The organism is uncultured Campylobacter sp., assembly GCF_938017705.1.
GTDB lineage: Bacteria > Campylobacterota > Campylobacteria > Campylobacterales > Campylobacteraceae > Campylobacter_B.
Genome location: NZ_CALIIS010000005.1, coordinates 1 through 24,811, shown reverse-complemented (window position 1 = coordinate 24,811; position 24,811 = coordinate 1). Strand labels below are relative to the sequence as shown.

The 24,811-nt window shown below is 45.3% G+C and carries 22 protein-coding genes and 1 tRNA gene; 18 read left to right on the top strand and 5 right to left on the bottom strand.

Annotated elements, in window-relative coordinates; translation table 11 throughout:
- The 18 genes from Q0605_RS00280 to Q0605_RS00195 all read left to right on the top strand — a co-directional run bounded on the left by Q0605_RS00280 (position 1) and on the right by Q0605_RS00195 (position 20,371).
- The gene (locus Q0605_RS00280; protein WP_298703233.1) at positions 1-1,080 is read left to right on the top strand and encodes a glycosyltransferase family 4 protein; all 1,080 of its coding nucleotides are present in this window, start codon (positions 1-3) and stop codon (positions 1,078-1,080) included.
- Positions 1,080-2,345, top strand: coding sequence for a glycosyltransferase (locus tag Q0605_RS00275; protein WP_298703230.1), 1,266 nt, complete (start codon positions 1,080-1,082; stop codon positions 2,343-2,345). Before Q0605_RS00280 ends, Q0605_RS00275 begins: the two co-directional genes overlap by 1 nt.
- Positions 2,342-3,385, top strand: a complete 1,044-nt coding sequence (locus Q0605_RS00270) for a glycosyltransferase (protein WP_298703228.1) — start codon at positions 2,342-2,344, stop codon at positions 3,383-3,385. Before Q0605_RS00275 ends, Q0605_RS00270 begins: the two co-directional genes overlap by 4 nt.
- Before the next feature lie 247 nt (positions 3,386-3,632).
- Positions 3,633-4,751 carry a glycosyltransferase gene (locus tag Q0605_RS00265; RefSeq protein WP_298703226.1) on the top strand — a complete coding sequence of 373 codons (1,119 nt, stop codon included), beginning with the start codon at positions 3,633-3,635 and terminating at the stop codon, positions 4,749-4,751.
- 2 nt (positions 4,752-4,753) lie between these two features.
- Complete coding sequence (locus tag Q0605_RS00260) at positions 4,754-7,534, top strand: STT3 domain-containing protein (protein ID WP_298703224.1); 2,781 nt, start codon at positions 4,754-4,756, stop codon at positions 7,532-7,534.
- Positions 7,535-7,606: 72 nt separating this feature from the next.
- Positions 7,607-8,734 carry a glycosyltransferase family 4 protein gene (locus Q0605_RS00255; protein ID WP_298703221.1) on the top strand — a complete coding sequence of 376 codons (1,128 nt, stop codon included), beginning with the start codon at positions 7,607-7,609 and terminating at the stop codon, positions 8,732-8,734.
- The gene (gene pglC / locus Q0605_RS00250; protein ID WP_298703219.1) at positions 8,727-9,332 is read left to right on the top strand and encodes an undecaprenyl phosphate N,N'-diacetylbacillosamine 1-phosphate transferase; all 606 of its coding nucleotides are present in this window, start codon (positions 8,727-8,729) and stop codon (positions 9,330-9,332) included. Before Q0605_RS00255 ends, pglC begins: the two co-directional genes overlap by 8 nt.
- On the top strand, positions 9,319-9,918 hold the full coding sequence (gene pglD / locus Q0605_RS00245) for a UDP-N-acetylbacillosamine N-acetyltransferase (RefSeq protein WP_298703216.1): 600 nt from the start codon (positions 9,319-9,321) through the stop codon (positions 9,916-9,918). The genes pglC and pglD overlap by 14 nt, the downstream gene beginning before the upstream one ends.
- A gap of 116 nt (positions 9,919-10,034) precedes the next feature.
- A complete protein-coding gene (gene pglE, locus Q0605_RS00240) occupies positions 10,035-11,132 on the top strand; it encodes a UDP-N-acetylbacillosamine transaminase (RefSeq protein WP_298703264.1) in 1,098 nt (365 codons plus the stop codon).
- Positions 11,132-12,937, top strand: coding sequence for a nucleoside-diphosphate sugar epimerase/dehydratase (locus Q0605_RS00235; RefSeq protein ID WP_298703214.1), 1,806 nt, complete (start codon positions 11,132-11,134; stop codon positions 12,935-12,937). The genes pglE and Q0605_RS00235 overlap by 1 nt, the downstream gene beginning before the upstream one ends.
- Positions 12,934-13,659 (top strand): imidazole glycerol phosphate synthase subunit HisH, encoded by a 726-nt coding sequence (hisH, locus tag Q0605_RS00230; RefSeq protein ID WP_298703212.1) that lies wholly within the window; start codon positions 12,934-12,936, stop codon positions 13,657-13,659. The genes Q0605_RS00235 and hisH overlap by 4 nt, the downstream gene beginning before the upstream one ends.
- On the top strand, positions 13,659-14,366 hold the full coding sequence (hisA, locus tag Q0605_RS00225; protein WP_298703210.1) for a 1-(5-phosphoribosyl)-5-[(5-phosphoribosylamino)methylideneamino]imidazole-4-carboxamide isomerase: 708 nt from the start codon (positions 13,659-13,661) through the stop codon (positions 14,364-14,366). The genes hisH and hisA overlap by 1 nt, the downstream gene beginning before the upstream one ends.
- A gap of 78 nt (positions 14,367-14,444) precedes the next feature.
- Positions 14,445-15,308, top strand: a complete 864-nt coding sequence (locus Q0605_RS00220; protein ID WP_298703208.1) for a 50S ribosomal protein L11 methyltransferase — start codon at positions 14,445-14,447, stop codon at positions 15,306-15,308.
- A complete protein-coding gene (gene ftsH / locus Q0605_RS00215) occupies positions 15,305-17,254 on the top strand; it encodes an ATP-dependent zinc metalloprotease FtsH (protein ID WP_298703206.1) in 1,950 nt (649 codons plus the stop codon). Before Q0605_RS00220 ends, ftsH begins: the two co-directional genes overlap by 4 nt.
- 126 nt (positions 17,255-17,380) lie before the next feature.
- Positions 17,381-18,130 carry a CDP-diacylglycerol--serine O-phosphatidyltransferase gene (gene pssA / locus Q0605_RS00210; RefSeq protein WP_298703204.1) on the top strand — a complete coding sequence of 250 codons (750 nt, stop codon included), beginning with the start codon at positions 17,381-17,383 and terminating at the stop codon, positions 18,128-18,130.
- Between the two features lie 84 nt (positions 18,131-18,214).
- Complete coding sequence (locus Q0605_RS00205; protein WP_298703201.1) at positions 18,215-19,729, top strand: 2-isopropylmalate synthase; 1,515 nt, start codon at positions 18,215-18,217, stop codon at positions 19,727-19,729.
- Between the two features lie 149 nt (positions 19,730-19,878).
- Positions 19,879-20,217, top strand: coding sequence for an ATP synthase F0 subunit C (atpE, locus tag Q0605_RS00200; RefSeq protein WP_177386747.1), 339 nt, complete (start codon positions 19,879-19,881; stop codon positions 20,215-20,217).
- 69 nt (positions 20,218-20,286) lie between these two features.
- A tRNA-Leu gene (locus Q0605_RS00195) sits at positions 20,287-20,371 on the top strand.
- 611 nt (positions 20,372-20,982) lie between these two features.
- Here the strand turns inward: Q0605_RS00195 and Q0605_RS00190 are convergent.
- From Q0605_RS00190 to Q0605_RS00170, 5 genes are all read right to left on the bottom strand, one after another.
- Entirely contained in the window at positions 20,983-21,804 is an 822-nt protein-coding gene (locus tag Q0605_RS00190; RefSeq protein ID WP_298703199.1) for a hypothetical protein, read from the bottom strand.
- Positions 21,805-21,830: 26 nt separating this feature from the next.
- The gene (locus Q0605_RS00185; RefSeq protein WP_298703198.1) at positions 21,831-22,091 is read right to left on the bottom strand and encodes a hypothetical protein; all 261 of its coding nucleotides are present in this window, start codon (positions 22,089-22,091) and stop codon (positions 21,831-21,833) included.
- A complete protein-coding gene (locus Q0605_RS00180; RefSeq protein ID WP_298703196.1) occupies positions 22,088-23,122 on the bottom strand; it encodes a hypothetical protein in 1,035 nt (344 codons plus the stop codon). The genes Q0605_RS00185 and Q0605_RS00180 overlap by 4 nt, the downstream gene beginning before the upstream one ends.
- Before the next feature lie 14 nt (positions 23,123-23,136).
- The gene (locus tag Q0605_RS00175) at positions 23,137-23,676 is read right to left on the bottom strand and encodes a hypothetical protein (RefSeq protein WP_298703194.1); all 540 of its coding nucleotides are present in this window, start codon (positions 23,674-23,676) and stop codon (positions 23,137-23,139) included.
- A 122-nt stretch (positions 23,677-23,798) separates the two neighbouring features.
- On the bottom strand, positions 23,799-24,401 hold the full coding sequence (locus Q0605_RS00170) for a TetR/AcrR family transcriptional regulator (protein WP_298703192.1): 603 nt from the start codon (positions 24,399-24,401) through the stop codon (positions 23,799-23,801).
- Positions 24,402-24,811: the final 410 nt, after the last annotated feature.

Sequence of the window (24,811 nt, the reverse complement as noted above, 5' to 3'; positions counted from 1 at the left end):
ATGAAAATAGCTATGGTAATTTCTGCTTTAGGCAAGGGCGGTGCCGAGCGCGTGCTAAGCGTGCTGGCAAATTTTTTCTGCCGTGAGAATGAAGTCTGTGTGATAAAATTTGACGCAGATGAGCCGTTTTACGCGCTGGATCCTAAGATCGAGCTTCTTAGCTTGGATTTAGGAGTGGGCGATTTAGGAATATTTGGAAATATAAAAAAGCGCTACGATAAAATTTTGGCCTTGCACAGGCTTCTAAAAAGTCGTAAATTTGACGTAGTAATCTCGTTTTTAGATAATACCAATGTTCTTACGCTTATCGCAAATCTTGGAGTCGGACAGAAAATCATCGTCTCCGAACACACCAATCATCGCTTTTTAAAAAGTCCGATTTGGCGCGCGCTCAAGCGGATCTTTTATCCGAGGGCTGCAGCTCTTAGCGTGCTTAGTAAATTTGATCTGGATCATTACACATATGTGCAAAATCGCGTGATTATGCCTAATCCGATGTTTGAGATCAGCCATGCTAAAGACGCCCGCCCGCCTAAAGAAAATATCATCCTAGCAGCCGGCCGGCTCAATGTCTATAAGGGCTTTGATGTCCTTCTTAAGGCGCTTGCGCTTATAGATTTCAATCTTTTAAAAGAGTGGAAGGTGGTGATCGCAGGCGACGGAGAGGAGCGAAAGAGCCTTGAGAGTCTAGCTGCGAAGCTGCGCTTAAATGTGCAGTTCATCGGCTTTGTGCGCGATATCGAAAGCTTATATGAACGCGCTAAAATCGTAGTCGTAACTTCCAAGATGGAGGGCTTTTGCAATATTTTGATGGAGAGTATATTTTTCGGCACCGCTAGAATTTCTACGGATTGCATCGCAGGTCCTAGCGAGCTTATAAGCGACGGCGTAGATGGGTTTTTGTGCCCTGTAGGCGATAGCGCAAGTATCGCTAAAAAGCTTGAAATTCTAATGAGTGACGAAAAGCTACGCGAGCGGCTCGTGCAAAATGCCTCCAAGCGCGAGGAGAGCTTTAAAATTGAAACGATCGGGCGACGCTGGCTGGATTTCATAGCCGCTACGATACACAGGGAGGAATAATGAGCGAAAATCCCCTAATCTCGGTCATCATCCCCGTTTATAATGTCAAAGAATTCCTGCGCGCTTGCGTGGAGCGCATCATGGCGCAGACTTATGCGAATTTAGAAATTTTGCTCGTAGATGATGGCTCAAATGACGGCAGCGAGGCGATTTGCGACGAATATGCCACGCGCGATCCCCGTGTGCGCGTGCTGCATAAACCAAACGGCGGGCAGGCTAGCGCGCGAAACGCTGCTTTGGATGTCGCTCGCGGGGAGTTTATCAGTTTCGTAGACAGCGATGATTTGATAAGCCTTGATTTGATTGAGACTCTTTTTCATCTTACACAGAAATTTTGCACCAAAATCGCTATGTGCGGCTACACAGCATTTGGCGACGAGAGCGAAATAAATAATTTCAAGGCGGCTTTAAATTCTAAAGAAAATCAAAATTCTAAAGAGGTTAGCGATCCAGGAGGAGCTGCAAATTTAAATACCTGCGCAGGCGAATATAAAATATCGCCGCAAGAGCTTTTTAGACGCAGCTGCACGCAGGATCCGTATTTTAGCACCGCGGTTTGGCGCGCGCTGTTTGCTCGCGAAATTTTCACTGCTTTGCGCTTTCCTACGGGGCAGATCTATGAGGATGTGGCGATATTTTTTGATATTTTTAACGCTTCTATTACGGCGTGCACGGATGAAATTTTATATTTTTACCGCGTAAGGGCGGGCTCGACCGTAAACTCATTCGCGCGCAGGCATCTTGCAGTCATCGCTGCGGTGCGCCGCTATACTGAGGCGATCGCTGTGAATTATCCGAGCTTGGCGCGTGAGGCTAATTTTACTCGCTGCGAGTCCGCGCTGAATACGGCGTTTTTAATTATCAAATCGAGCTTTGATCCTGCAAGTTCGGATGGAGATGCAACTTCTCCTTCCGAGGCTAATACGTGCAGCTTGGCAAACGAGGCGGATTTGCGCGGTGCTGATAGTTTATCTTGCGCATGCTGTGAAAATTCTGCAGTTAAAAATTCCGCCAAGCAAAATTATATGCGAAATTCCGAGCAGAATTCCGCGTCGCAAAGAAAGACCGCAGATCCCCGCTCGCCTTTAAGCGCTGCAGAAGCTGCGCAGCAGATCCGCTCACTGCACGCTTTGGTGCGCGAGCGGCTGGATTTTGGATTTTTCGCGGCGCATGCAAGCCGCACGCAGACGCTGATGATGGTCTTATTTTACGCTAGCCCCGCGCTTTTGCGGCTATTTTATAAAATTTATCGGAAGTTAAAATGAAAATTTTATTCGTCATCGCAGCTCTTAGAAACGGCGGCGCCGAGCGCGTGCTGCAGGTTTTGGCGAACCATTTTGCGCGCGCAAACGACGTTACGATCGCGATTTTGGAAAATGACGAGGGTAGGTATAAATTTAGCGAAAAGATAAAATTTTTGCATCTGGACGTTTATAAAAACGGCGGCAGGTTCGATAAATACAGAATTTTGCGCGAGTGTTTCAAGCGCGAGCGTCCGAGCGTCATCATCAGCTTTATGGACTGGACGAACGTAGCGTGCGTGATCGCAAGCTTTGGGCTAGGCATCCCGCTCATCGCGACCGAGCACAACGCGCACGATTATCTGCGAAGCGGGCTTTTTAGCCGCGTGCGCGATCTGTGCTACAAAAAAGCGGACGCGCTTACGGTGCTTACGCGCTCGGACTTTGAGTTCTATTCGCGATTTGTCAAAAACTGCTTCGTCGTGCACAATCCCTTTTTCGGCGAGATTGATGGCGCTAAAAGCGCCAAGCGAAACGTGATCTTAAGCGTCGGCAGGCTCGAGCCCGTAAAGGGGTATGAAATTTACTTTGACGCGCTAAGCAGGATCGATAAAAGCCTGCTTGCGAAGTGGGAAATTTTAATTGCGGGCGACGGCTCGCTGCGCGAAAGCTTGCGCGAGCTCGTGGCGCGGCTTGGACTTGAAGTGCGTTTTTTAGGGCATAAACAGGACGTGAGCGAGCTGTATAAAGAAGCTAAAATTTTTGTGCTAAGCTCGCTTAATGAAGGGCTTTCGAACGTGCTGATCGAGTCTGCATTTTACGGCTGCGCACGGCTTAGTAGCGACACGGCGGGCGCAAAAGAGCTCATAAAGGATGGCTTTAGCGGCGTTTTGTTTAAATGCGGCGATGCGAATGAACTTGCGAGCAAGCTTGAAAATTTAATGCGTGATGAGGCGCTGCGAGACGCTCTCGTGCAAAATGCAAATGAAAATTTAGACGATTTTTCGCAGGAGCGCATCGTTGAGCTCTGGCAGGGCTTGATCGATCGGTTTGCGCGCAAATAGCAGCCGCTTATCGATGCCCTAGGGCGCGCAGGGATTAAATTTAAACTTCGGTGTGCTAAGATAGGCTCTTGCGCCCAAGCGTATCGGCGCGGCTAAATTTACAAAGCCGCGTTGCGCGATGAAATTTAGCCGCTTAGAACAGCGCAAAATACGCTAAATTTATAAACGGCGGCGGGGCGGCGCTCGCATAAAAAGCGGAACTAAAGCTTAAATTTAGGGCGCGGCAGCAATATTAAAAGGTAAATGGATGAAGAAATTAAGCGTTTTTATATATTCGATGGGCGGCGGCGGCGCCGAGCGCGTCGTAAGCAACCTCTTAGGCGAGCTTACGGCACGTTACGAGGTGCATCTGGTGCTGATGAACGAGAGGATTTTTTATGAAATTCCAAGCGGCGTGCAGATTCATTTTATCGAAAAATCAGCCCCTTTTGAAAACGGGCTGCTAAAGCTTGCAAAGCTGCCGTTTTTGGCGCTGCGCTACAAAAAACTATGCGAGAGGCTGGGCATCGATATCCACTTTGTTTGGATGAACCGCCCGTGTTACGTGGCGGCGCTGGCGCGAGTTTACGGATTGGGCGGAACGATGATTTTTAACGAATGCTCGACGCCGTCGGTGTTGTATAAAGATGAGAGCTTCAAATCCAAAATTTCAAAGCTTTTGCTGCGCAAGCTCTACCCGAAGGCCGATTTTATCTTTCCGAATTCGCTCGGCAATCTGCGCGATCTGGCGGATAATTTTGGAATTGACGAGCGCAAGATGAGCGTGCTGTATAACGCGATCGATCTAGATGAGATCGGGCGCAAGGCAGAGGAGCAGGTTGCGCAGGAGCGGCCGTTTTTCCTAAGCGTCGGCAGGCTCGATGCGGGCAAAAACCACGCGCTTTTAATCCGCGCGTATGCGAATTTAAAAAATAACGACAAAGACCTGCTGATCTTAGGTGACGGCGTGCTGCGAGCCGAGCTTGAGGCTCTGATAGAGGAGCTCGGCTTAAGCGGTCGCGTGAAGCTGTTGGGCTTTGACGCAAATCCGTATAAATATATGGCCAGATGCTACGCGTTTGTCTTCGTAAGCCTTTTTGAGGGGTTTTCAAACGCGCTCATCGAAGCTCTTGCGTGCGGCAAGCTCGTGATTTCGAGCGATCATCAAAGCGGCGCGCGCGAGCTTATGGGGCAAAGCGAATGGGGCGTACTGGTGGGCGTAAACGATCTAGAAAGCACTCAAGCGGCGATGCAAAAAGCGCTGGATGATGAAAATTATGTAAAATTTTATGAGAAAAAGGCTAAAATTAGAGCCTCGTTTTTCGATAAAAAACAGATAGCAAGCGAGCTGATCGTAAAAATAGAACAAATCGACGAAGGAAAATAGGCGTGAGTGAAGAAAAAAAGGCTTTTAGCGTCAGAGAGATCGACGAAGGATCGGACGATCAAAAAGGCGCGCAATCAATGGGTGCCGACAAAGCTGCCTTAAGCGAAAATTTTGCTAGTGAGGGAAATTTTGACGCAGAGTATTCCGCAAGCGGCGGAGAGAATTTTAGCGGCGAAAATGCCGAGCTTAAGGGTAGCGAGGATACCGCGCCTCAGAGCGATAAAAATTCCGCGCTTGATGCAAAAAATTCTGCGAGCAAAAATTCCGCGCACGCTGGCGTTAAAAATTTAAGCGACGATCAAGCGCGCGCTGTTTCTGCAAAAATGCGAGCACAAAAAAAATCCAAAAAGGCTAAAAAATCAAGCGGACGAAATTCTACCTCGGTAAATTCTGAAAATTACGCAGGCGCAAATTCTACAAACTCAAATTTGAAAGGTACTGCGAATTCCACGAGCAAAAATTCTACAAATAAAAATTCCGCTGGTGTTGCGAACTCTACAAATAAAAATTCCGCAAAAGCCGCTAATTTGGCTAAATTTAAAAATGCGAATTCCGCAAGCGCTTTAAATTCTACAAACGGCATAAATTCTGATAATTCTAAAAGCTTTACAGCAGAAAATTCCCAAAATTCTAAAAATCAGGCAGCTGGCGCGCTTCCTGCCAGGCGTAGGATTTTTGGCTTCATAAAAAATTATGAGTTCTCCAAGCATATTTTGCTGATGATTGTGTTCGCGTTTGCCTTTAGCGTGGCGTTTCGCATGTGGTGGGTGCACTGGGCGAGCGGTTTTGTGAACTACTTTTTTTGGGACGGCGAGCTGATGATAAACACCAACGACGGCTACGCCTTTGCAGAGGGCGCACGCGACCGACTCGCCGGCTTTCATCAGCCTAACGATCTTAGTTATTTTAGCGCGCCGCTTTCGATCGTGACGGCGTTTTTGGCTGAAATTTTGCCCTTTAAAATCGAGACGATATTCGTTTATTTGCCGGCTTTGTTTAGCTCGCTCATCGTAGTGCCTATTTTGCTGATCTCAAGCGAGTTTCGCTGCATGCGTGCGGGCTTTATAGGCGCGCTTGTAGCGAGCGTGGCGAATAGCTACTACAACCGCACGATGGCTGGGTATTACGACACCGATATGCTAAATATCGTGCTTGCGATGTGTATTTTGTGGGCGCTCATCCGCATTTGCACGCGCGGTTCGCGTAGTACGCTGTTTTGGCTGGGCGCGTTTACGATATTTTATATGTGGTGGTATCCCTCAAGCTTCTCGCTAAATTCCATGATGCTCGCCATGTTTTTCGCCTATACGCTGATTTTTAAGCGAAAAAGTAGAGTAAATTACGAAGCGATGATCATCTTTTTGATTGCGCTTTGCTCCACGCCTTTGGTAGCTAAAATTTTAATCTCGCTTGTGCTATTTTGGCTCTTTGCATTTAAAGGAAAGCTATTAAATTTTAAATCCCTAGCCCTTTTGGGCGGCTTTGCCGTAGCGTTTTTTATCGCAAACGGAGGCCTTAGCCCGATCATCTTTCAGGCGAAATTTTATATCTTCCGCTCCTTTGCGGACAACGCCGATACGGCATTTCATTTTTTCAACGTCAATCAAACGATCCAAGAATCGGGCATCGTGCCGGCTAAAGTATTTATGGAGCGCATCAGCTCGCACGTCGCGGTTTTCGTGATCGCAGCGATCGGATACGTAGTGCTTTGCTTTAGGCATAAGGAATTTTTGCTCTCGATCCCGCTTTTGCTTTTGGGCTTTGCGGCAAACAAAGCAGGCCTTAGATTTACGATCTATGCCGTGGGTGTGATGGGACTGAGCTTCGGATATATTTTGTATTTTTGCGTAAAGCGCTTGGATCTGCCAAAGATCGCTGCACGCGCGATACTACTGATTTTGACGGCGCTTGCGATCTATCCAGCGTGGCAGCACATCGTCTCGTACAAGGTCGATACGGTCTTTTATCAAAGTGAGGTACGGGTGCTAGATGAGCTCAAAGATAAGGCGCAGCGCGAGGATTACGCGCTTTCGTGGTGGGACTACGGATACGGCATACGCTATTACAGCGACGTAAAGACCCTTATCGACGGCGGCAAACACCTAGGCAACGATAATTTCCCCGTTAGCTTCGCGCTTTTTAAAGATCAGATGAGCTCTGCGAATATGGCGCGCCTGGATGTCGAATACACTGAGCGTGGATATAGCGAGAAAATTCCAAACAAGCTAAAGCAAATTTTAAAAGATTATAACGCCACGGACGTAAATGACTTTATCTTAAGCTTGGGACTGGCTGATTTTAAGCCGCCGAAGCCTACGCGCGACATCTATTACATCTTGCCCGATCGTATGATGAATATCTTCCCCGTCGTCACGCAGTTTTCAAATATCGACATCACCGACGGCAAGCAGCTAAGTGAGCTGTTTTTCATAACGAGCGATAGGTTCGTTCAGGATCAAAGCGGCGTGCATATGGACAACGGCTTTTCGATCTCACCGAGCCTTTTAAATTTAGAGTATAGCGGTAGAAAATTTGCGATCAATACCTTTTACGAAACGAGCTACGACGCGAATGGCAAGCTTTCGGTAAAAGAGTTTAATATGGACAGCAGCGCGCAATTTTACGTGGTTTTCATGCGCGATTACGGGAGATTTTTGCTGCTAGATAAGACGATGCTAAACTCAAGCTACATTCAGCTTTTTGTATTTGAAAGATATAGGCCCGAGCTATTCGAGCCTGTGATCTTAAGCCCTGCTGTGAAAGTTTATAAATTAAAGCGCTAGATAAATTTTGCCGCAAGCTAAGGAGAAATTTATGAAATTTAATCTCGCAACGCCAAACAAGGAATGCAACAGATGGCTCGCATAGGGTTTTTAAGCCATGCCGATATGAGCTTACATTTCTTTCGCCGCCCGATAATGCAGGCTTTAAAAGAGCGCGGGCACGAGGTTTTCGCAATTGCTCCTCGCGGCGCTTATACGCAGGATTTGGCACGCGATTTTAATGCCGTAACTTACGATCTTGATCGAGCGAGCCTAAATCCGTTTACCGTATTTAGCAACACCAAAGCCCTTGCGCGCGAGCTAAAGAGGCTAAATTTGGACCTGCTGCAAACAGCTGCGCACAAATCAAATGTGTTTGGTACGCTGGCGGCTCGAGAGGCGGGTATAAAATATGTGATAAACTTAGTCGAGGGGCTGGGTAGCTTTTATATCGACGAAGATATTAAAACAAGGCTCGTGCGAGCGGTATTGGAGAAGCTTTATAAATTTTCATTTTTGCAGGCGGATGCTTGCATATTTGTAAACGATGCCGATCCCGATTATATGCTATCTCGCGGGCTTATTGCGAAGCAAAAGGTTATAAGAATTAAAAGTGTAGGCGTAAATGCTGAAAAGTTCAACCCCAAAACCGTTAGTGTGGCGGATTTGGGCGAGGATTTGTACGGCAAAAAGATCGTACTGATGATAGCTCGCGCGATGTGGCATAAGGGCGTGAGAGAATTCTACGAAGCAGCAGAAATTTTAAAAGATCGATTGGATGCGAAATTTGTCTTTGTGGGCGAGGGTTTTGCGGGCAATAAAAGCACCGCTGATCCTGCGTTTTTGCAAAGCGGTGCGGTACATTATCTGGGTGCTAGAAACGATGTGCCTGAGCTTTTGAAGGCTAGTTACCTACTGGCACTTCCTAGCTACAAGGAGGGCTTTCCGCGCACGGTTTTAGAGGCGATGAGCATGGCGCGAGCCTGCGTGGTAAGCGATTGCAGCGGCTGCGTCGAGGCGGTGCAAGATGGCGTCAACGGTCTGATCTGCCGCACTCGCGACGCAGAGGGTCTTGCGCGAAAGATCGAAATTCTATTGGACGATGCTGCGCTTTGCGAGAGGCTAGGGCGAAACGGGCGCGAGATGGTACTTGCAAATTACGACGAAAAGATCGTTACGGAAAAATATTTAGAGGTTTATAGGAAATTTATCGATGTATAGGTGTTTTTTAAAGCGTGCGCTCGATTTTACGGCGGCTTTGATTTTGATTATTTTGGTTTCGCCCGTGATGGCGCTTACGTGGTTCTTGATCCGCAAGCACATTAGCAAAAGCACGATTTTTACGCAATCTCGCCCTGGGCTTGATGAGCAAATTTTTAAAATTTACAAATTTAAAACGATGAGCGACGAGCGCGGCGCGGACGGCGAGCTTCTGCCAGACGAAGCGCGGCTGAACGATTACGGCAAAAAGATCCGCGCGCTAAGCCTGGATGAGCTGCCGCAGCTTTTCAACGTGCTAAAGGGCGATATGAGCTTCATCGGGCCGCGACCGCTATTGATCGAATACTTGCCGCTTTATTCGCCGCAGCAGCGCCTTAGGCACAGCGTGCGCCCGGGCATCACGGGGCTTGCGCAGGTAAATGGTCGCAACGCGATCAGCTGGGAGAAAAAATTTGAGTTCGACACGTATTACGCGCAAAATTTAAGCTTCGCGCTCGATCTTAAGATCGCGCTTTTAACGATCAAAAAAGTGCTTGCGAAAGAGGGCGTGAATAAAGAAGGTATGGCGACGACGGAGAAATTTAATGGGCACAACTAAAATTTATGTTTACGGCGCGAGCGGACACGGGCTGGTGGTTGCCGACGTCGCGCTAGCCGCGCGCGGGGCTAAATTTAGCGAGGTCGTTTTTTTAGACGACGCGGCAGGGCTGAAATTTAGCGAGGATCTGCCGAAGCACCCCGTAATAATCGCAATCGGCGATAATAAAACCCGCGCAAAGATCCAAGAGAAAGTAGCACGCGCAGGTTTTGAGATAGCGACGCTGATTCATCAAAGCGCGATCGTTAGCCCAAGCGCCGTCATCGGCGAGGGCGCGGTCGTAATGCCCGGCGCCGTGATAAACGCGCGAGCTAAAATCGGTCGCGGCGTGATAATCAATTCAGGCGTCGTAATCGAGCATGAGTGCGAGATCGGCGAGTTTGCGCACGTTAGCCCAAACGCAGCGCTTGCCGGCGGCGTGAAGGTGGGGGCGTTTTCTCACATTGGAATCGGCGCCAGCGTCATTCAGAGGCTAAGTATCGGGCAGCGCTGCATCATCGGCGCGGGCGCTGCGGTCGTGCGCGACATAGCTAGCGATAGCGTAGCCGTAGGCGTGCCTGCTCGCGTGATTAAAAAAAATGGCTGAATTTAAAATTTATAGCATTAAAAGTGATAAAATCCGAGCATTTAAATTTTATGCCGAAAGCTAAATTTAGCCTTGCGACGCGCGAGGTTAAATTTAAAGATCAAGGAAGGATAGAGATGGCAAGAGTATTTTTAAGCCCGCCGAATATGGGTGGCAATGAGCTTGAGTATATAAAAAAAGTATTTGAAAGCAACTATATCGCGCCTTTGGGCGAATATGTCAATCGCTTTGAAGACGCAGTGAGGTCCTATACTGGCACGCGCGGCGCGCTGGCGCTAAACGCAGGCACGGCGGCACTTCATCTAGCGCTTCGTTGCAGCGGCGTAAAGGACGGCGACGTGGTGCTAGGGTCCACGTTTACCTTTATGGCGTCGCTAAATCCGATATTTTACGAGCGCTGCGTGCCAGTGCTGATAGACAGCGACGAGAGTTGGAATTTAAGCCCGAAGTTGCTTAAAGAAGCGATCAAAAAATCGCCGAAAAAACCAAATGTGCTCGTCGTTACGCATCTTTACGGACAGGCTGCGAAGATGGACGAGATATGCGAAATTTGCGCGAACGAAGGCATTGATGTTATCGAGGATGCCGCAGAGGCGCTGGGGGGATTTTATAAAGGTAAAGCACTTGGTGGTATCGGAAAATGCGGCGCACTAAGCTTCAATGGCAACAAAATTATCACTACCTCAGGTGGTGGCATGCTGATCTCAAACGATGAGGGGCTAGTGGCTAAGGCTAGATTTTTAAGCACCCAAGCGCGCGAGCCGCTGCTTCACTATGAGCACAAGGACTACGGCTACAACTACCGCTTAAGCAACGTCTTAGGAGCTATCGGCGTAGGCCAGATGGAGGTCTTGCCGCAGCGTGTAAAGAGAAAACGCGAAATTTTTAAAATTTACGAGGATCTGTTTAAAGGAACCGACGTGGAGTTTATGCCGGAAGTCGATGGTAGCGAGGGCAACAGATGGCTTAGCACGCTTCTATTTAAGCAAAAAGGTGCTCATTTAAAGGTTATCGACGCTCTGAATAAAGCTGACATCGAATCTCGTCCGCTTTGGAAGCCAATGCATCTGCAAAGCATCTTCGCAGGCGCACTTAGTGTAGTTGACGGCACGAGCGAGGATATGTTTAGTCGCGGCATCTGCCTTCCTAGCGGCACCGATATGAGCGACGAGACGATTGAACGCGTCGTAAAAATCGTAAAAGAAAACATCTAATGCTGTTAAAACCCACTAAATTTAGCCGCTTCGCGTTTTTTTTGCTAGGAGATATTTTTATCTCGATCCTCTCCGTTTATATCGCGTTTTTGCTGCGATTTAGCGGGGATATACCGAACGAATTCTATAAAGGCGCGTTGCTTAGCGCCTCAAGCCTTACTGCGATTAAAATTTTCTATTTTTGGTTTTTGCGTATCTATCTCGTGCCGTGGAGATTTTTCGGGCTATACGAAGCGAGGAAGCTCTTTTATGCGCACGTTATGGCAGCGCTTACCTTTTTAATCCTATTCTTTCTAGCGAGTAAAATTTTTAACCCGTTCCCGCGCTCGGTCATCATCATCGATGCGGCGATCTCGTTTATTTTGATCAGCGGGGTTAGAATTTCAAAGCGGATGTTTCTAAGTGAGAAGAAAAATATCACGAATAACGAGCCCTGCATCGTCGTGGGCGCTACGAGCAAGACCTTTCACGTCCTAAAAGGTATGCGGCAAAAATATATCAACTACTATCCCGTGGGCGTAGTGGACGGGCGGCCTGAGCTAGTAGGGACGTATTGCGAAAACTACGTCGTCAGAGCCAAGGGCGAAATTCCGCAGATGATCAAAGATAGCGGCGCCAAAACCGCGATCATCGCGCTAGCGCTGTATCCGGACGAGCTAAAGGAGCTCTACGACGAGCTTTTTGCATACGGGCTAAAGGATATCAAGCTCTTTTCGCTTTTGGAGGATGAGAGCAAAAAGATCCGCGACGTATCGATCGAGGATCTGCTCGCGCGCAAGCCCAAAGACCTCGACACCAAGGCGATTGAAAATTTTATCAAAGACAAGATCGTGCTGGTAACGGGTGCGGGCGGCACGATAGGAAGCGAAATTTGTAAGCAATGCTTGAAATTCGGCGCAAAGCGGCTCATTATGGTCGAACACAGCGAGTTTAACCTCTACTCGATCAACGAAGCGACTGGCGCGGACGCGCGCAATGAGTTAAAGATGATAAACGTCGTTTATCGCCATGAGCTGGAGGAGGTTTTTGCAGAATTTCATCCCGAAGTAGTCGTGCACGCAGCGGCGTATAAGCACGTGCCGCTATGCGAGTTTAATCCGCATCTAGCGGTCAAAAACAATGTCATCGGCACAAAAAACGTAATCGATCTATCCAAAAAACATGGCGCGAAAAAGGTCGTTTTGATCTCGACCGACAAGGCGGTGCGACCGACGAACATTATGGGCACGACGAAGCGTATCTGCGAGCTTTACGCGCTAAATTCCAACGACGCGGCAAGCGACACGCAGATCGTCGCGGTGCGCTTCGGAAACGTGCTCGGCTCAAGTGGCAGCGTCATTCCTAAATTTAAACGCCAGATCGAAGCGAACGAGCCGCTTACCGTTACGCACCCCGAGATTACGAGATATTTTATGCTCGTTAGCGAGGCGTGCCAGCTGGTGCTTCAAGCAGCCTCCATCGCGCGAGGCGGTGAGCTTTTCGTGCTGGATATGGGCGAGCCCGTAAAGATCGCCGATCTTGCCAAGCGAATGCTGCAGCTTGCCGGCAAAGAGGAGCTGGGTATTAAATTTGTAGGTCTGCGCCCCGGCGAGAAGCTTTACGAGGAGCTTTTGATCGACGAAAACGACAAGAGCACGAAGTACCAATCCATATTCGTAACCCACTCCGCAAAATACGACCTAGAGGAGCTAAGCTCGCAGATCGAGGAGCTTTCGGAGTGCGAGGACGCTCAGGTCGCGGATAAGCTAAAGCGCATCGTGCCGGAGTTTTCGCACCGATTAAACGATATGAAGGGCACGGCTTGATCGGCATCGTGGATTACGGCGCGGGCAATATCCAAAGCGTGATGAACGCGCTTAGCTTTTGCGGCGCTAAATTTTGCCTCGCGCGCAGCCCTGAGGAGCTTTTGAGCTGCGATAAAGCCTTGCTTCCGGGCGTGGGCGCATTCGGCGAGGCGATGGATAGGCTTCGCGCAAGCGGTATGGACGCCGCGATTAAAGAATTCGTCGCAAGCGGCAGATATTTTTTAGGCATCTGCCTTGGGATGCAGCTTCTGTTTGAAGAAAGCGAGGAATTCGGCGCGCGCAGCGGGCTTGGAATTCTACCCGGTCGCGTCGTGAAATTTGACAAAACGAAATTTAATATTCAGGGGGTGGAATTCCGATCCGAAGATTTTAAATTTAGATCGGGCGGGGCGGAATTTAATTCAGACGAGGCGGAGTCTGGCGAGCGCTGCGGGCAAAATTTTACCCATGCTGAAAGCCTAAAGATCCCGCACGTCGGCTGGAACAGCGCGCATTTTATAAAGCGCTCGCCTATAAATGTGGGCCTAGGCGAGTTTGAGTATCTGTATTTCGTGCACTCCTACCACGTCCTTTGCGCGCGCGAGATCACGCTTGCGACCACATTTTACGGCTATGAGTTTGCAAGCGCGATCTGGCGCGAAAACGTATTTGCCTTTCAGCCGCATCCCGAAAAAAGCCATGATGCGGGCATAAAAATCATTAAAAATTTTACGGAGCTGTGATGGAAATTTTCCCTGCGATCGATCTGAAACAAGGAAGCGCCGTGCGTCTTAGCAAGGGCGAGATGCAAAGCGCAAAAATTTATTCCAAAGACCCCTGCGAGCTAGCCAAAAAATTTGAAGATCTCGGCGCTAAGTGGCTGCATCTGGTTGATCTCGACGGCGCGTTTGTAGGCGAGGCGGTAAATTTCAAAGCGATCGAGCGGATCGTAAAAAGCACGCGTCTGCGCGTAGAAGTGGGCGGCGGCATCCGCGACGAAGCGCGTATAAAGGAGTATTTGAGCTTAGGCGTCGATAGATTTATCCTGGGCTCGGCGGCGCTAAAAAACCCGGATTTCGTAAAACAAATGGCGAAGCTTTACCGCATCGTCGTGGGCATAGACGCAAAAGAGGGGCTAGTAGCGACCGAGGGCTGGGCGGAGCTAAGCCGCGTAAAAGCGACTGATCTGGCGCGAGACTACGCGGACGCGGGCGTTTGCGCGATCATCTGCACCGACATATCGCGCGACGGTATGTTAAGCGGCGTAAACGTAGAATTTAGCCGCTCTATCGCGAAAGCTAGCGGTATCGACACTATCGCAAGCGGTGGCGTTAAAGATATAAACGACATAATCGCGCTGAAAAACGCAGGGCTCATTGCAGGCGTCATCGTCGGCAAGGCGTATTATGAGGGCACGCTCGATCTTAAAAAGGCATTTGAAGCTCTATAAAAACGCCCGAGCGTAAGCAAAGTTTGAACTAAATTTTAGTAATATGCAAATTTTAAAATTTAAAGGCGATGTGAGGCGATGAAAGATTTTTTTTATGAGATGATCGTAAAAAGCGCGAATGCAAGCGAGCTTTTTAAGGGCTTTGCGTTTGAGCTCGGCGTTACCTGCGTCGAAGAGCGCGGCGATCGCTTCATAATCCGCGACGAAGAGGATCCGCAAAATTTAAAATTTGCGTTTGAAGAGTTTAAAAAGGGGCTCGCGCGCACTCTTAATTTAGACGCCGATCTACAGATCGAAATTTTAAAAAAGCAAAACAAAGATTGGCTCGACGAATATAAAAAAGGGGTCGCGCCCGTGGCGGTCGGCAAATTTTACGTTCGTCCGAGCTGGTGCGAAAGATCGCAAGATCCCGCGCTAATCGATCTGCTGATCGATCCTGCGCTGGCGTTCGGCTCGGGTCATCACGAAAGCACCAATATGTGTCTGGCGCTACTTAGCGAGCTTACTTGCGCGGGCATGAGCGCGCTTGACGTGGGCTGTGGCAGCGGAATTTTAAGTATCGCGATGAAAAAACTGGGCGCAAAGGCAAGCGCCTGCGATACCGACGAGCAGGCGGTGAGTGCTACGCAGCAAAACGCCGAGAAAAACGGCGTGCAGATAGATCAAATTTGGCTCGGTAGCGTTTCAAGCTTAAACGAGCAAAGTTCAAGCGCAGCCGCGCAGTCGCAGTTTGATCTCGTCGTCGCAAATATAATCGCCGACGTGATTTTGATCCTAAGCGCGGATCTGAAAAAAGCGCTAAAACCTGGCGGTAAGCTCGTGCTGTCGGGAATTTTAGAAAAATATAAAGATAGGATAGAGCAGGCCTTTTCGGATTTAAATTTCGTGCAGATGAAAAAGCAAAACGAATGGCTTAGCTTCGTTTATGAAAGGAAAATATGAATAACAACCCAAATAATCAACCTCCCAAAAACGGCGGTGGAAACAATTTTTTCAATAAAAATCCGATCGGCGTTTTTATTATTTTCGCGCTTATTTTGATAGTCGTGTTTAAAGCGATATCGCCAAGCGGCGGCTTTGATAGCGGCGGAGTGCTAGGCTCCGTTTCGGGCGAGAGTAGAAACGTAAGCTATTCGGAGCTAAAATCGCAGATCAAAAACTCCCAAGTAAGCATGGTCTCCATCGGAAGCTCCACGATTAAAGCTCAAGTTGGCAACGTAATCTACACCGCCAAGCGCGTGGATGATCCCGAGCTAGTTCAAATTTTAGAATCGCGCAAAATTCCATACGGTGCGTATAACGAGAGTAATTTTTTGACCGATCTGCTCTTTAGCTGGGTCTTGCCGCTCGTGATTTTCTTTGGAATTTGGATGTTTTTAGCCAACCGCATGCAGCGCAATATGGGCGGCGGCGTGCTCGGCATCGGAAGCTCCAAAAACCTGGTAAGCGCCGAAAAGCCGAAGGTTAAATTTAGTGATGTAGCGGGCGTCGAAGAGGCGAAAGAGGAGGTTAAGGAGATCGTAGATTTCTTAAAAAACCCCGAGCGATATATCAGCCTCGGGGCTAAAATTCCAAAAGGCGTGCTTTTAGTGGGCCCTCCCGGCACGGGTAAGACGCTGCTAGCCAAAGCAGTCGCGGGCGAAGCGGACGTGCCGTTTTTTTCGGTATCGGGCTCCAGCTTTATCGAGATGTTCGTAGGCGTGGGTGCCAGCAGGGTGCGCGATCTATTCGATAACGCTAAGAAGCAGGCTCCGGCGATCGTTTTCATCGACGAGATCGACGCAATCGGCAAAAGCAGAACCGCGGGCGGCATAGGCGGCGGTAACGACGAGCGCGAACAGACGCTAAATCAGCTACTTGCCGAGATGGACGGCTTCGGCTCGGAATCAAGCCCGGTGATCGTCCTTGCGGCTACCAACCGCCCCGAGACGCTGGATGCGGCGCTTCTGCGTCCGGGCAGATTCGATAGGCAGGTTCTGGTCGATAGACCCGATTTTGACGGCAGAATGGCGATTTTGAGGGTGCATATGCGCGACGTTAAATTTGCCCGCGACATCGATATCGAAGAGATCGCGCGACTTACCGTGGGCTTTGCGGGAGCCGATCTTGCAAACATCATCAACGAAGCCGCGCTTTTAGCGGGTCGCGAGGCAAAGGCAGAGGTTGAGCAAAAAGATCTACTCGAAGCGATTGAGCGCGTCGGTATCGGACTGGCTAAAAAATCGCGCCGCGTAAGCCCGATTGAAAAGCGGATCGTCGCCTACCACGAAAGCGGACATGCGCTCATCGCCGAGCTTACCAAAGGCGCGATGCCGGTATCTAAAGTAACTATCGTACCGCGCGGATTGAGCGCCGCGGGATATACGCTAAATTCGCCATTTGAAAATAGATACCTACACCAGCGCCATGAAATTTTTGCCGAGATCGATACGTTTTTGGCGGGGCGCGCGGCGGAGGACGTGTTTTTAGGAGAGATCACCGACGGCGCGGGCAATGACCTACAGCGCGCTACCGATATGCTTAAATTTATGGCTACTCAGGTCGGAATGACCGATGCGTTGGGGCTTGCGGTGCTCGAAAAACAGCAGTATTCCTTCCTAAACGGCGGACAGAGCATTAAGGATTACAGCGAGGTAACGGCGGTTAAGATCGACGAATATGTCCGCAAGACGCTGGATGAGCGCTACGTGGCGGTAAAAGAGACACTAAGGACCTACGCTCCGGCGATCGAGGAGATGGTAAAGGCGCTGTATGAGAAGGAGACGGTCTCGGGCGAACAGATCGTGGAGATCATCTCTAAATTTGAAAAAGACAACGGCATGCCTACCCGTTTGGTGCGAAATTTAGGCGCTAACGACGATATCGAAAGCGCAAAGAGCGAAGCTTAAATTTAAAGCTTCGCGCGCGGTAAGAACTTAGGGCTAAATTTTAAGAAGGTCGCGCTAAAATGCTTTATGCGCGATCCGCGGCACCGAACGAAAAGCGGTGCGAAAATAAAATTTAAAGAGTAAGAGATGGAAGAGGAAAAGGGAAAATTAATCTACATATTGCCGAATTTTTTCACGGCGGCAAGTGCATTTTTAGCGGTCATCAGCATAATTTCTACGATCAAAGGCAACTTCAGCGCCGCGATCTTTTATATCATTTTATCCTTGATCTGCGACGGGCTTGACGGCCGCGTGGCAAGGCTAACGCATGCCACGTCGAAATTCGGCGTGGAATTTGATAGCCTTGCGGATATCGTTGCTTTCGGCGTAGCGCCGGCGCTGCTGTTTTACTGCGCGGTCGGGCACGATTACGGTAAGGTCGGCTCGCTCGTAGCTGCGCTTTACGTGGTTTTCGGCGCGATCAGGCTGGCGCGATTCAACGTCACCACGGGCACCTACGAGCCTAGCGTTTTTATCGGGCTGCCGATACCAACGGCTGCGATTACGATGGCGTTTTGGATCGGAATTTATCTAAAATATGAGCTCTCCAAAGGATTTGGCGTATTTTTGATCATCGCAATGGCGGCGCTATCGTTTTTGATGGTAAGCAACATCCGCTTTCCGAGCTTTAAAAAAATCAGCCTAAAACGCCCCAATGCGATTAAAATTTTAGTGCTTCTAATCGTCGTATTTTTCTCGCTGTTATATCTTTTCAGGCTGGAATTCCCGGCAGTGCTCACTTTGGTCTATATTGTTTACGGTTTGGTTCGCGGAGCTTTAAATTTAAGCGCGGCCAAATTTCATAAAAAAGAAAAACCCGAGGAAACGGCGAAATAATCTCAAATATGTTTATTATCGCGATTGTTTTAAGTTTGCGCGGCTATAATTTTGCCAAATTTTAACGATTTGAAAGGACAAGCAATGGACAAAAATAAAATCATAATCTTCGATACGACGCTTCGTGACGGCGAGCAAAGCCCCGGAGCGTCGATGAATACGGATGAGAAGATCCATCTTGCGTTGCAGCTTGAAAAGCTGGGCGTAGATGTTATCGAGGCTGGCTTTGCGGCGGCGAGCCCGGGGGACTTTGACGCGATAGAAAAGATCGCGAGCGCTGTTAGCAAGGCTCGCGTCTGTTCGCTTGCACGCGCTTTAGAAAAAGATATCAAGGCCGCGGGCGAAGCGATAAAGGGCGCGAAGCTCGGACGCATCCACACCTTCATCGCCACAAGCCCTATCCATATGGAATTTAAACTCAAAATGCAGCCGCAAGAGGTCATAAAGCGCGCCGTAGATGCCGTGCAATACGCAAAAAGCCTATGCGATGACGTGGAGTTTAGCTGCGAGGATGCGTGCAGAAGCGATATGGGTTTTTTAAAAGAGATCTGCGACGCTGCGATAAACGCCGGGGCCTCCACCATAAATATCCCCGATACGGTGGGTTATCTCTATCCGGATGAGATCACCGCCCGAATAGGCGAGCTCGTTAAGCTTATCGGCGAGCGCGCCGTAGTTTCCGTGCACAATCACAACGACTTGGGAATGGCTACCGTAAATTCCTTAGCCGCTATTTTGGCGGGAGCCAGACAGGTCGAGTGCACGATAAACGGCATCGGCGAGCGCGCGGGCAATGCGGCGCTAGAGGAGATCGTAATGGCGATCAAGACGCGCACAGATAAATTTGCGCCGCTTTATACCGATATAAATTTGAAAGAAATTTATCCATCCAGCCGCTTGGTTGCGAGCATTACCGGCATCGAGCCGCAGCCTAATAAAGCGATCGTCGGCAAAAACGCCTTCGCGCATGAAAGCGGCATCCACCAAGATGGCGTGTTAAAACACAAAGAAACATACGAAATAATGCACGCCGAGGATATCGGGCTTGATAAAAACTCGCTCGTGCTGGGCAAACACAGCGGCCGCCACGCCTTCAAAGACAAGCTGGTATCTTTGGGCTATGAGCTTAGTAACGAGCAGGTTGAGATTGCGTTTAATAAATTTAAAGCGCTCGCCGATAGCAAAAAGGACGTTTTCGACGAGGATATTAGAGAGCTCGTAAACGACGAGTTCGTGGGAGCCGAAAAGACCTATGAAGTGCTGGTTTTAAGCTCCAATAGCTGCAACAAAGGACACGCTAGCACTGCGCTTACGCTAAGGTATAAGGATGAAATTTTAAGCGACAGCGCGCTTGGAAACGGCGGCGTTGATGCGATATTTAAGGCGATAGACCGCATTAGCGGCATCAGCGGTAGCCTGAAAGAATACCAAGTAAAAGCGGTCTCGCAGGGCAAAGACGCGCTGGCGAAAGTAACCGTTAAGGTGGAATTTAAAGACGAGGGCGCCATCATCGGCAGAGGACTTGACGTAGATACGATGCTAGCGTCTGCGAAGGCCTACATTGCGGCGCTAAATACGTATCTGGACGCTAAGCGTTAGATTGCTTGGCGGGATTTGTTAAATTTAACTCAAATTCCGCCAGATTAAACAAATCAAAAGCAAAATTTTAATAATATTCCACACTTAAAACGTTGGAGTAGGGGGTATTGAGCCGAAACTCGTTTTAAAATTTATTTATGGAGACTTTTATGAAAAAAGTTCTTGTATTGTTATTTGCGCTTTGCGGCGCGGCTTTCGCTAGCGAGCAGCTAAGTGCTTACACTCAGATTGTTTCTTTTTCTGCAATTACCGTTGCGGTCGTTTTAGGTCTAGCCGCTTTGGGTGGCGCATTAGGCATGGGAAATGCCGCTAGTGCAACGCTTAACGGCATCGCTAGAAATCCGAGCGTAGCTAGCAAGCTATCGAATACGATGTATATTTCGCTAGCTATGATCGAAGCGCAGGTTATCTATGCATTAGTTATTTCATTTATCTTGCTTTTCGTAAATCCTTTTTTGACAGCGGGTTTAAAGGCTGCTGCAAATTAATTCTAAGCCCGAGAAATCGGGCTTTAAACTTATATAATTCAAGGCTTAAGATCAAGCTTTAAAATTTATGCGACCGTGGTGGAATTGGTAGACACGCTATCTTGAGGGGGTAGTGCCGCAAGGTGTACGAGTTCAAATCTCGTCGGTCGCACCATCTATCAAAATTTTCCCTATTTTTTTCGTTTTTTGAATTTTTAAATAATTTTTTGAGCCCTATTTTTGGGAATTTTAAAATTATTCTTAAAAAATTCTTAGCACCGAAAATCATCGATTCATACATATATTTTAAGAAAAACTACTATATATTAAAAAATTGTATAGTAGCTTTTTTTTGCGCTCCTGCCTTGTTAATCCTTTGAGGAAATTCTATAATCTGCCTAAAATTACTATACAAAGGAAGAAAGATGACAGAAGTTTTTACCAAAATCAAGGATAATCCAATTTTAATCAGATCCTGATAAAGTAGCCAGGAATTTTATTTTGCCGCAATATAAGCGCACTATGGTCGAAGTCTTAGACGATTTCATAGCCGTTAAATTTTATAGCTCGCTAGCTAGAGACGGAACGGTTAAAATGCATAGACATTATCACTATACGCAAGGCGGCAAGTTAATCAAAGCTCTAGGCAATGCCGACGAAATAACATTCGAAGGGGCTAGAATACTGTTAAAGAAATTAATATCAAATAGCCATACTAATGGTGTGGCAGCTCGAAGGGGCTAGAATATTGTTAATATTCATAATTTGTGCTACCAAATACATGCTCTATGCTGCTCCTAGCGTATAGTTTGGGTTGCTATGGTGCATAAACATATAAGTTTTTGCTTCATTGCTGTTTATGGCAGGTATGGTTACTTTTATGAATTCACCTTTTTTTAACTCTCTACTAAGCGAGATTGTAAAATTCATCTTTCCTGCTTTTTCTACCGCATTTGCATTTGATACATTTACAGCTATCTCATCTGCTTTGTGTAGGGTTATGTCAAGATACTCTTGGTATGGATTAAAGTCTTCTATAATAAGGCTATCATTTACTATAAGCTTATTATCAATTAGTTCATATTTTATATTGTCTTTTGTTTTATATATGTTTGAGCCTTTTTCTATTTGAGTGCCGTCTGTTAGTTTGCGACCATAAAAATATACCTGACCTTTTCCATCCTCATCTCTTATAGTGTCTTTGCCGTCGGTAAAGTATGTATCATAGCCGGCTCCGCCAAGAAGCAAATCATCGCCATTTCTGCCTTGAAGCAAGTCATCTGCGCTACCGCCGAACAATACATCGCCTTTCCTATCGCCAAATATAGAACCACTTGGCTCACCATTAATGTTTAAAATTTTTCTAGCTTGTGTCGATAATGGTCTTGTATAAATAGAACCATCATTATTCCTAACTTCTATAAAGCCATTTGAGGTAATATTTATATTATCGTTATCTTCTCCATATATTTTCTTAAATATACTTCCCAAATCCCAATCAACAAGAGATAATACCAAATTTACACCAGTAATTATCCAACCTTGCGGTGTCAATAATGCCGCACCAGCAATAATTGCATCTCCTAACGCCCCAACCATTTGTTTCATTTTGCTTTCACCTATAGTACTATCAATTATAACACATTTCCTGCTGCGGTTTCTACAAACAAAACAATAGCCCTAGCTTTGCTTTTTAAAATCTTTTCGAGTATATCAGTGAAATTTTCAGCAATACTATAACCACTGCTTGCACTATTCCACATTTTACGAATATTTTCTAAATTATCTTTACTATTTTCAGAAAGATTGAATTTAGTAAATTTTTCAATAATATTTTTTTCAGCTTTATCCAAAGCAACTCTTGCTTTCGCTTCTCTGCTACCTGTTGAATTCATCGTTCGCTCCTTGTGTTATAAAAATTTTTATCAAAAATTCCAAAGCTAGTTTTAGCATTTGAAATATTTAATTTCACATTTTCTAAAAAGTATTTTTTAAATTCTTTAAATTCTTTGTCGTTGCAAATCATAATATTCATCACTTTTCCATTTTTGCTGTAAATGGTAAGACAATCATAAACGCTATCATTGATTTTGCCACCATTTATTGTATGAGTTATAATTTTTGGAATTGCATAAAATACAACGATAAGTGCAAAAATAAAAAACAAAATAATAAGCTCATTAAATGCAAAAATTGCGTATATGTATGTAGAAATAATAATCAAAAGTAAAATTTTGGCAACTAGTGAAATTTGTTCGCTTCCATCTCTAAAATCAACGCTAAATTTAACATTTTTAATATTTTTTATTATAAAAAGTTCCCTTATTCTCAAATTATTCTTTCTACCTTTTAAAATCCATGAAATTGAACCTTGAAAAAAATACAGGCTTTTTAACCAATTTGGATTTATATAAATATCCTTATCACTTTTTAGAGTTAGAATATTAGTAGAAAATTTATTTAGCACTTTACCTAAATTTTTTAGCGGTCCTTGCCCCAGTTTATATTTTTTTAAATACGGCAACAATTCCCCTGCACCTGCACCAATTCCTTGTCCCCAGTCTGCCTTAACTTTCTCGCACCAATTTTTCATCTGCAAAATTGCCAACCGATTTTGCTTACCTTCATAAAATCCATTATTCGCTATGCAATAAATTTTAGTTCCAGATTTTATAACTTTTTCCTTTTCAAATTCTACAAGTAATTTTAACAGATTGGACGGAATTCCATCAACATACAAAGGAAAAAGAAATATTAAGATGTCACTATTATGAATTTCATTTTTAATTTTATTATCTAATCTAACAGAAATTGAATAATATTTTTTTATTTCATTGTCTTTAAGCAAGGATAAAATATAATTTCCTAATATTTCAGAATTACTTTTGCCTGCTTTTGGACTTCCGTTTATTATACTAATTTTCATATTTCATCATTCTCCTAATTTTCTAAAAAAGAAACCTTAAAATTTTTCACATCTAAATTCACACTATTAGCCTTTACTATTTCTTTAGCAACTGTCTTTTCATTTGGTGACAAATTTTTTCCATAAAAATATACATTTAAGTCAAATTTTGTTTTATTTCGTGTAATATGATGCATCTCTTTATTTTTAAATTTAAAAAATGGCAACAAATATGGAATTGTCCTATCTAGCACATTTTTTACAAACGGACTGTAAGAACCATAGACACATTGACTTATAATCACAACTTTGTCTGCTTTTGAATATAATTTTGCTAAATTTTCATATCCATCCCTAATTTTACATTTCCCTGGAGTTTTAATCCAGCATTCAAAACATCCCATGCAGCTTTTAATTCTATCATTGTCACAAATTATAGATATATCTTCATCAACTATTATTTTCTTTTGATTTATGCTATCTTTTATTTTATCCGTAATTTTTTCCTTTTTTTCAATTTTCCACTTTAAATTTTCCAATTTTTCATCGTCTAAATCGTGTATAATTAACTCCATATTTCTCACCTTCCATAGACCATAGATATATTAAATCTATTTAAAATTTAATTGTTAAATATTAATCAAATTTAAGATTCAAAATCGTACAATAACCAGCAACTTTCAATTCTCTTTTAAGATTATTTCGCTATACAAACTGATTTTATTATCTCCTCTATTTTTTCTTCCCAGCTTTCAGAATACTTTATATCATTTGTAATCATTATTGTTGTTAATCCTTGTACCAACGCCCACATTGCTATAATTTTATCTTGCATAGCCTGATTTGGCACTCCCATTTTTTCAAGTATTTTCGTTGCCTCAATTTTTAATATGCTAAAAGCTTTTTCATTATTATTTTCTATTTTTGAAAACTTTGAGAATAAATCTATTTTCATATTTTTTCTTGAAATCATAAAATGATAGTATCTATGATTCTCACAAAAAAACATAACGTACGTTTTTCCTAATTTTACCAGCAAATCCTCTTGATTTTCATATTTTTTCCTCGTTCTATCAAGTTTCGCCGCCAATATTCCCCATATATAATCGCTCATTGCGTAAAGCAAATCACTTTTTTTCTTAAAATATGTATACGGTGCCGCATTACTTACTCCACACATTTTAGCCACTTTTCTTAAAGATAATTTTTCTTCTCCCACTTCATTTATCAGCTCTATCCCTTTTTCAATCAATTCTTCCCGTAAATTTCCATGATGGTAACTTTTTTTAGATTTTTCCATACTTAAATTCCCCCTAACTTTCATTATCTTACCACTGTAAAGATTATACGCCCAAATCTTAACACTGTCAAGTTTATTTTAAAATTTTATTACTACTTTTTAACTGAGGCTATTATAAATTACTATTTTTATAAAATTTATTGGGTAAAAAGTTGTTTTAAAAATTCAAATTAAAAAAATAACCGCTGTCTTTTACAACAACGATTATTTGAAAATATAGCTTTGTTTTTTTATAATTTCTATTTTTCCTTCTTCTAATAATTCTAAAATTAACATTTTAAATTCATCTATGTACTTTTTTCAAATTACTTTTCTTAAACTAAGTTTTAATAAATAGAAAACAAGTTTTCAAATTATTTGTCCAAGATTTTGGGTACACTCCAATATCCTATTGTCGCTCCGGTATTTAT

Coding starts and splice junctions, on each gene's coding strand:
- Q0605_RS00280 (WP_298703233.1), top strand. CDS start 1: ATGAAAATAGCTATGGTAATTTCTGCTTTAGGCAAGGGCGGTGCCGAG.
- Q0605_RS00275 (WP_298703230.1), top strand. CDS start 1,080: ATGAGCGAAAATCCCCTAATCTCGGTCATCATCCCCGTTTATAATGTC.
- Q0605_RS00270 (WP_298703228.1), top strand. CDS start 2,342: ATGAAAATTTTATTCGTCATCGCAGCTCTTAGAAACGGCGGCGCCGAG.
- Q0605_RS00265 (WP_298703226.1), top strand. CDS start 3,633: ATGAAGAAATTAAGCGTTTTTATATATTCGATGGGCGGCGGCGGCGCC.
- Q0605_RS00255 (WP_298703221.1), top strand. CDS start 7,607: ATGGCTCGCATAGGGTTTTTAAGCCATGCCGATATGAGCTTACATTTC.
- pglC (WP_298703219.1), top strand. CDS start 8,727: ATGTATAGGTGTTTTTTAAAGCGTGCGCTCGATTTTACGGCGGCTTTG.
- pglD (WP_298703216.1), top strand. CDS start 9,319: ATGGGCACAACTAAAATTTATGTTTACGGCGCGAGCGGACACGGGCTG.
- pglE (WP_298703264.1), top strand. CDS start 10,035: ATGGCAAGAGTATTTTTAAGCCCGCCGAATATGGGTGGCAATGAGCTT.
- Q0605_RS00235 (WP_298703214.1), top strand. CDS start 11,132: ATGCTGTTAAAACCCACTAAATTTAGCCGCTTCGCGTTTTTTTTGCTA.
- hisA (WP_298703210.1), top strand. CDS start 13,659: ATGGAAATTTTCCCTGCGATCGATCTGAAACAAGGAAGCGCCGTGCGT.
- Q0605_RS00220 (WP_298703208.1), top strand. CDS start 14,445: ATGAAAGATTTTTTTTATGAGATGATCGTAAAAAGCGCGAATGCAAGC.
- ftsH (WP_298703206.1), top strand. CDS start 15,305: ATGAATAACAACCCAAATAATCAACCTCCCAAAAACGGCGGTGGAAAC.
- pssA (WP_298703204.1), top strand. CDS start 17,381: ATGGAAGAGGAAAAGGGAAAATTAATCTACATATTGCCGAATTTTTTC.
- Q0605_RS00205 (WP_298703201.1), top strand. CDS start 18,215: ATGGACAAAAATAAAATCATAATCTTCGATACGACGCTTCGTGACGGC.
- atpE (WP_177386747.1), top strand. CDS start 19,879: ATGAAAAAAGTTCTTGTATTGTTATTTGCGCTTTGCGGCGCGGCTTTC.
- Q0605_RS00190 (WP_298703199.1), bottom strand. CDS start 21,804: ATGAAACAAATGGTTGGGGCGTTAGGAGATGCAATTATTGCTGGTGCG.
- Q0605_RS00185 (WP_298703198.1), bottom strand. CDS start 22,091: ATGAATTCAACAGGTAGCAGAGAAGCGAAAGCAAGAGTTGCTTTGGAT.
- Q0605_RS00180 (WP_298703196.1), bottom strand. CDS start 23,122: ATGAAAATTAGTATAATAAACGGAAGTCCAAAAGCAGGCAAAAGTAAT.
- Q0605_RS00175 (WP_298703194.1), bottom strand. CDS start 23,676: ATGGAGTTAATTATACACGATTTAGACGATGAAAAATTGGAAAATTTA.
- Q0605_RS00170 (WP_298703192.1), bottom strand. CDS start 24,401: ATGGAAAAATCTAAAAAAAGTTACCATCATGGAAATTTACGGGAAGAA.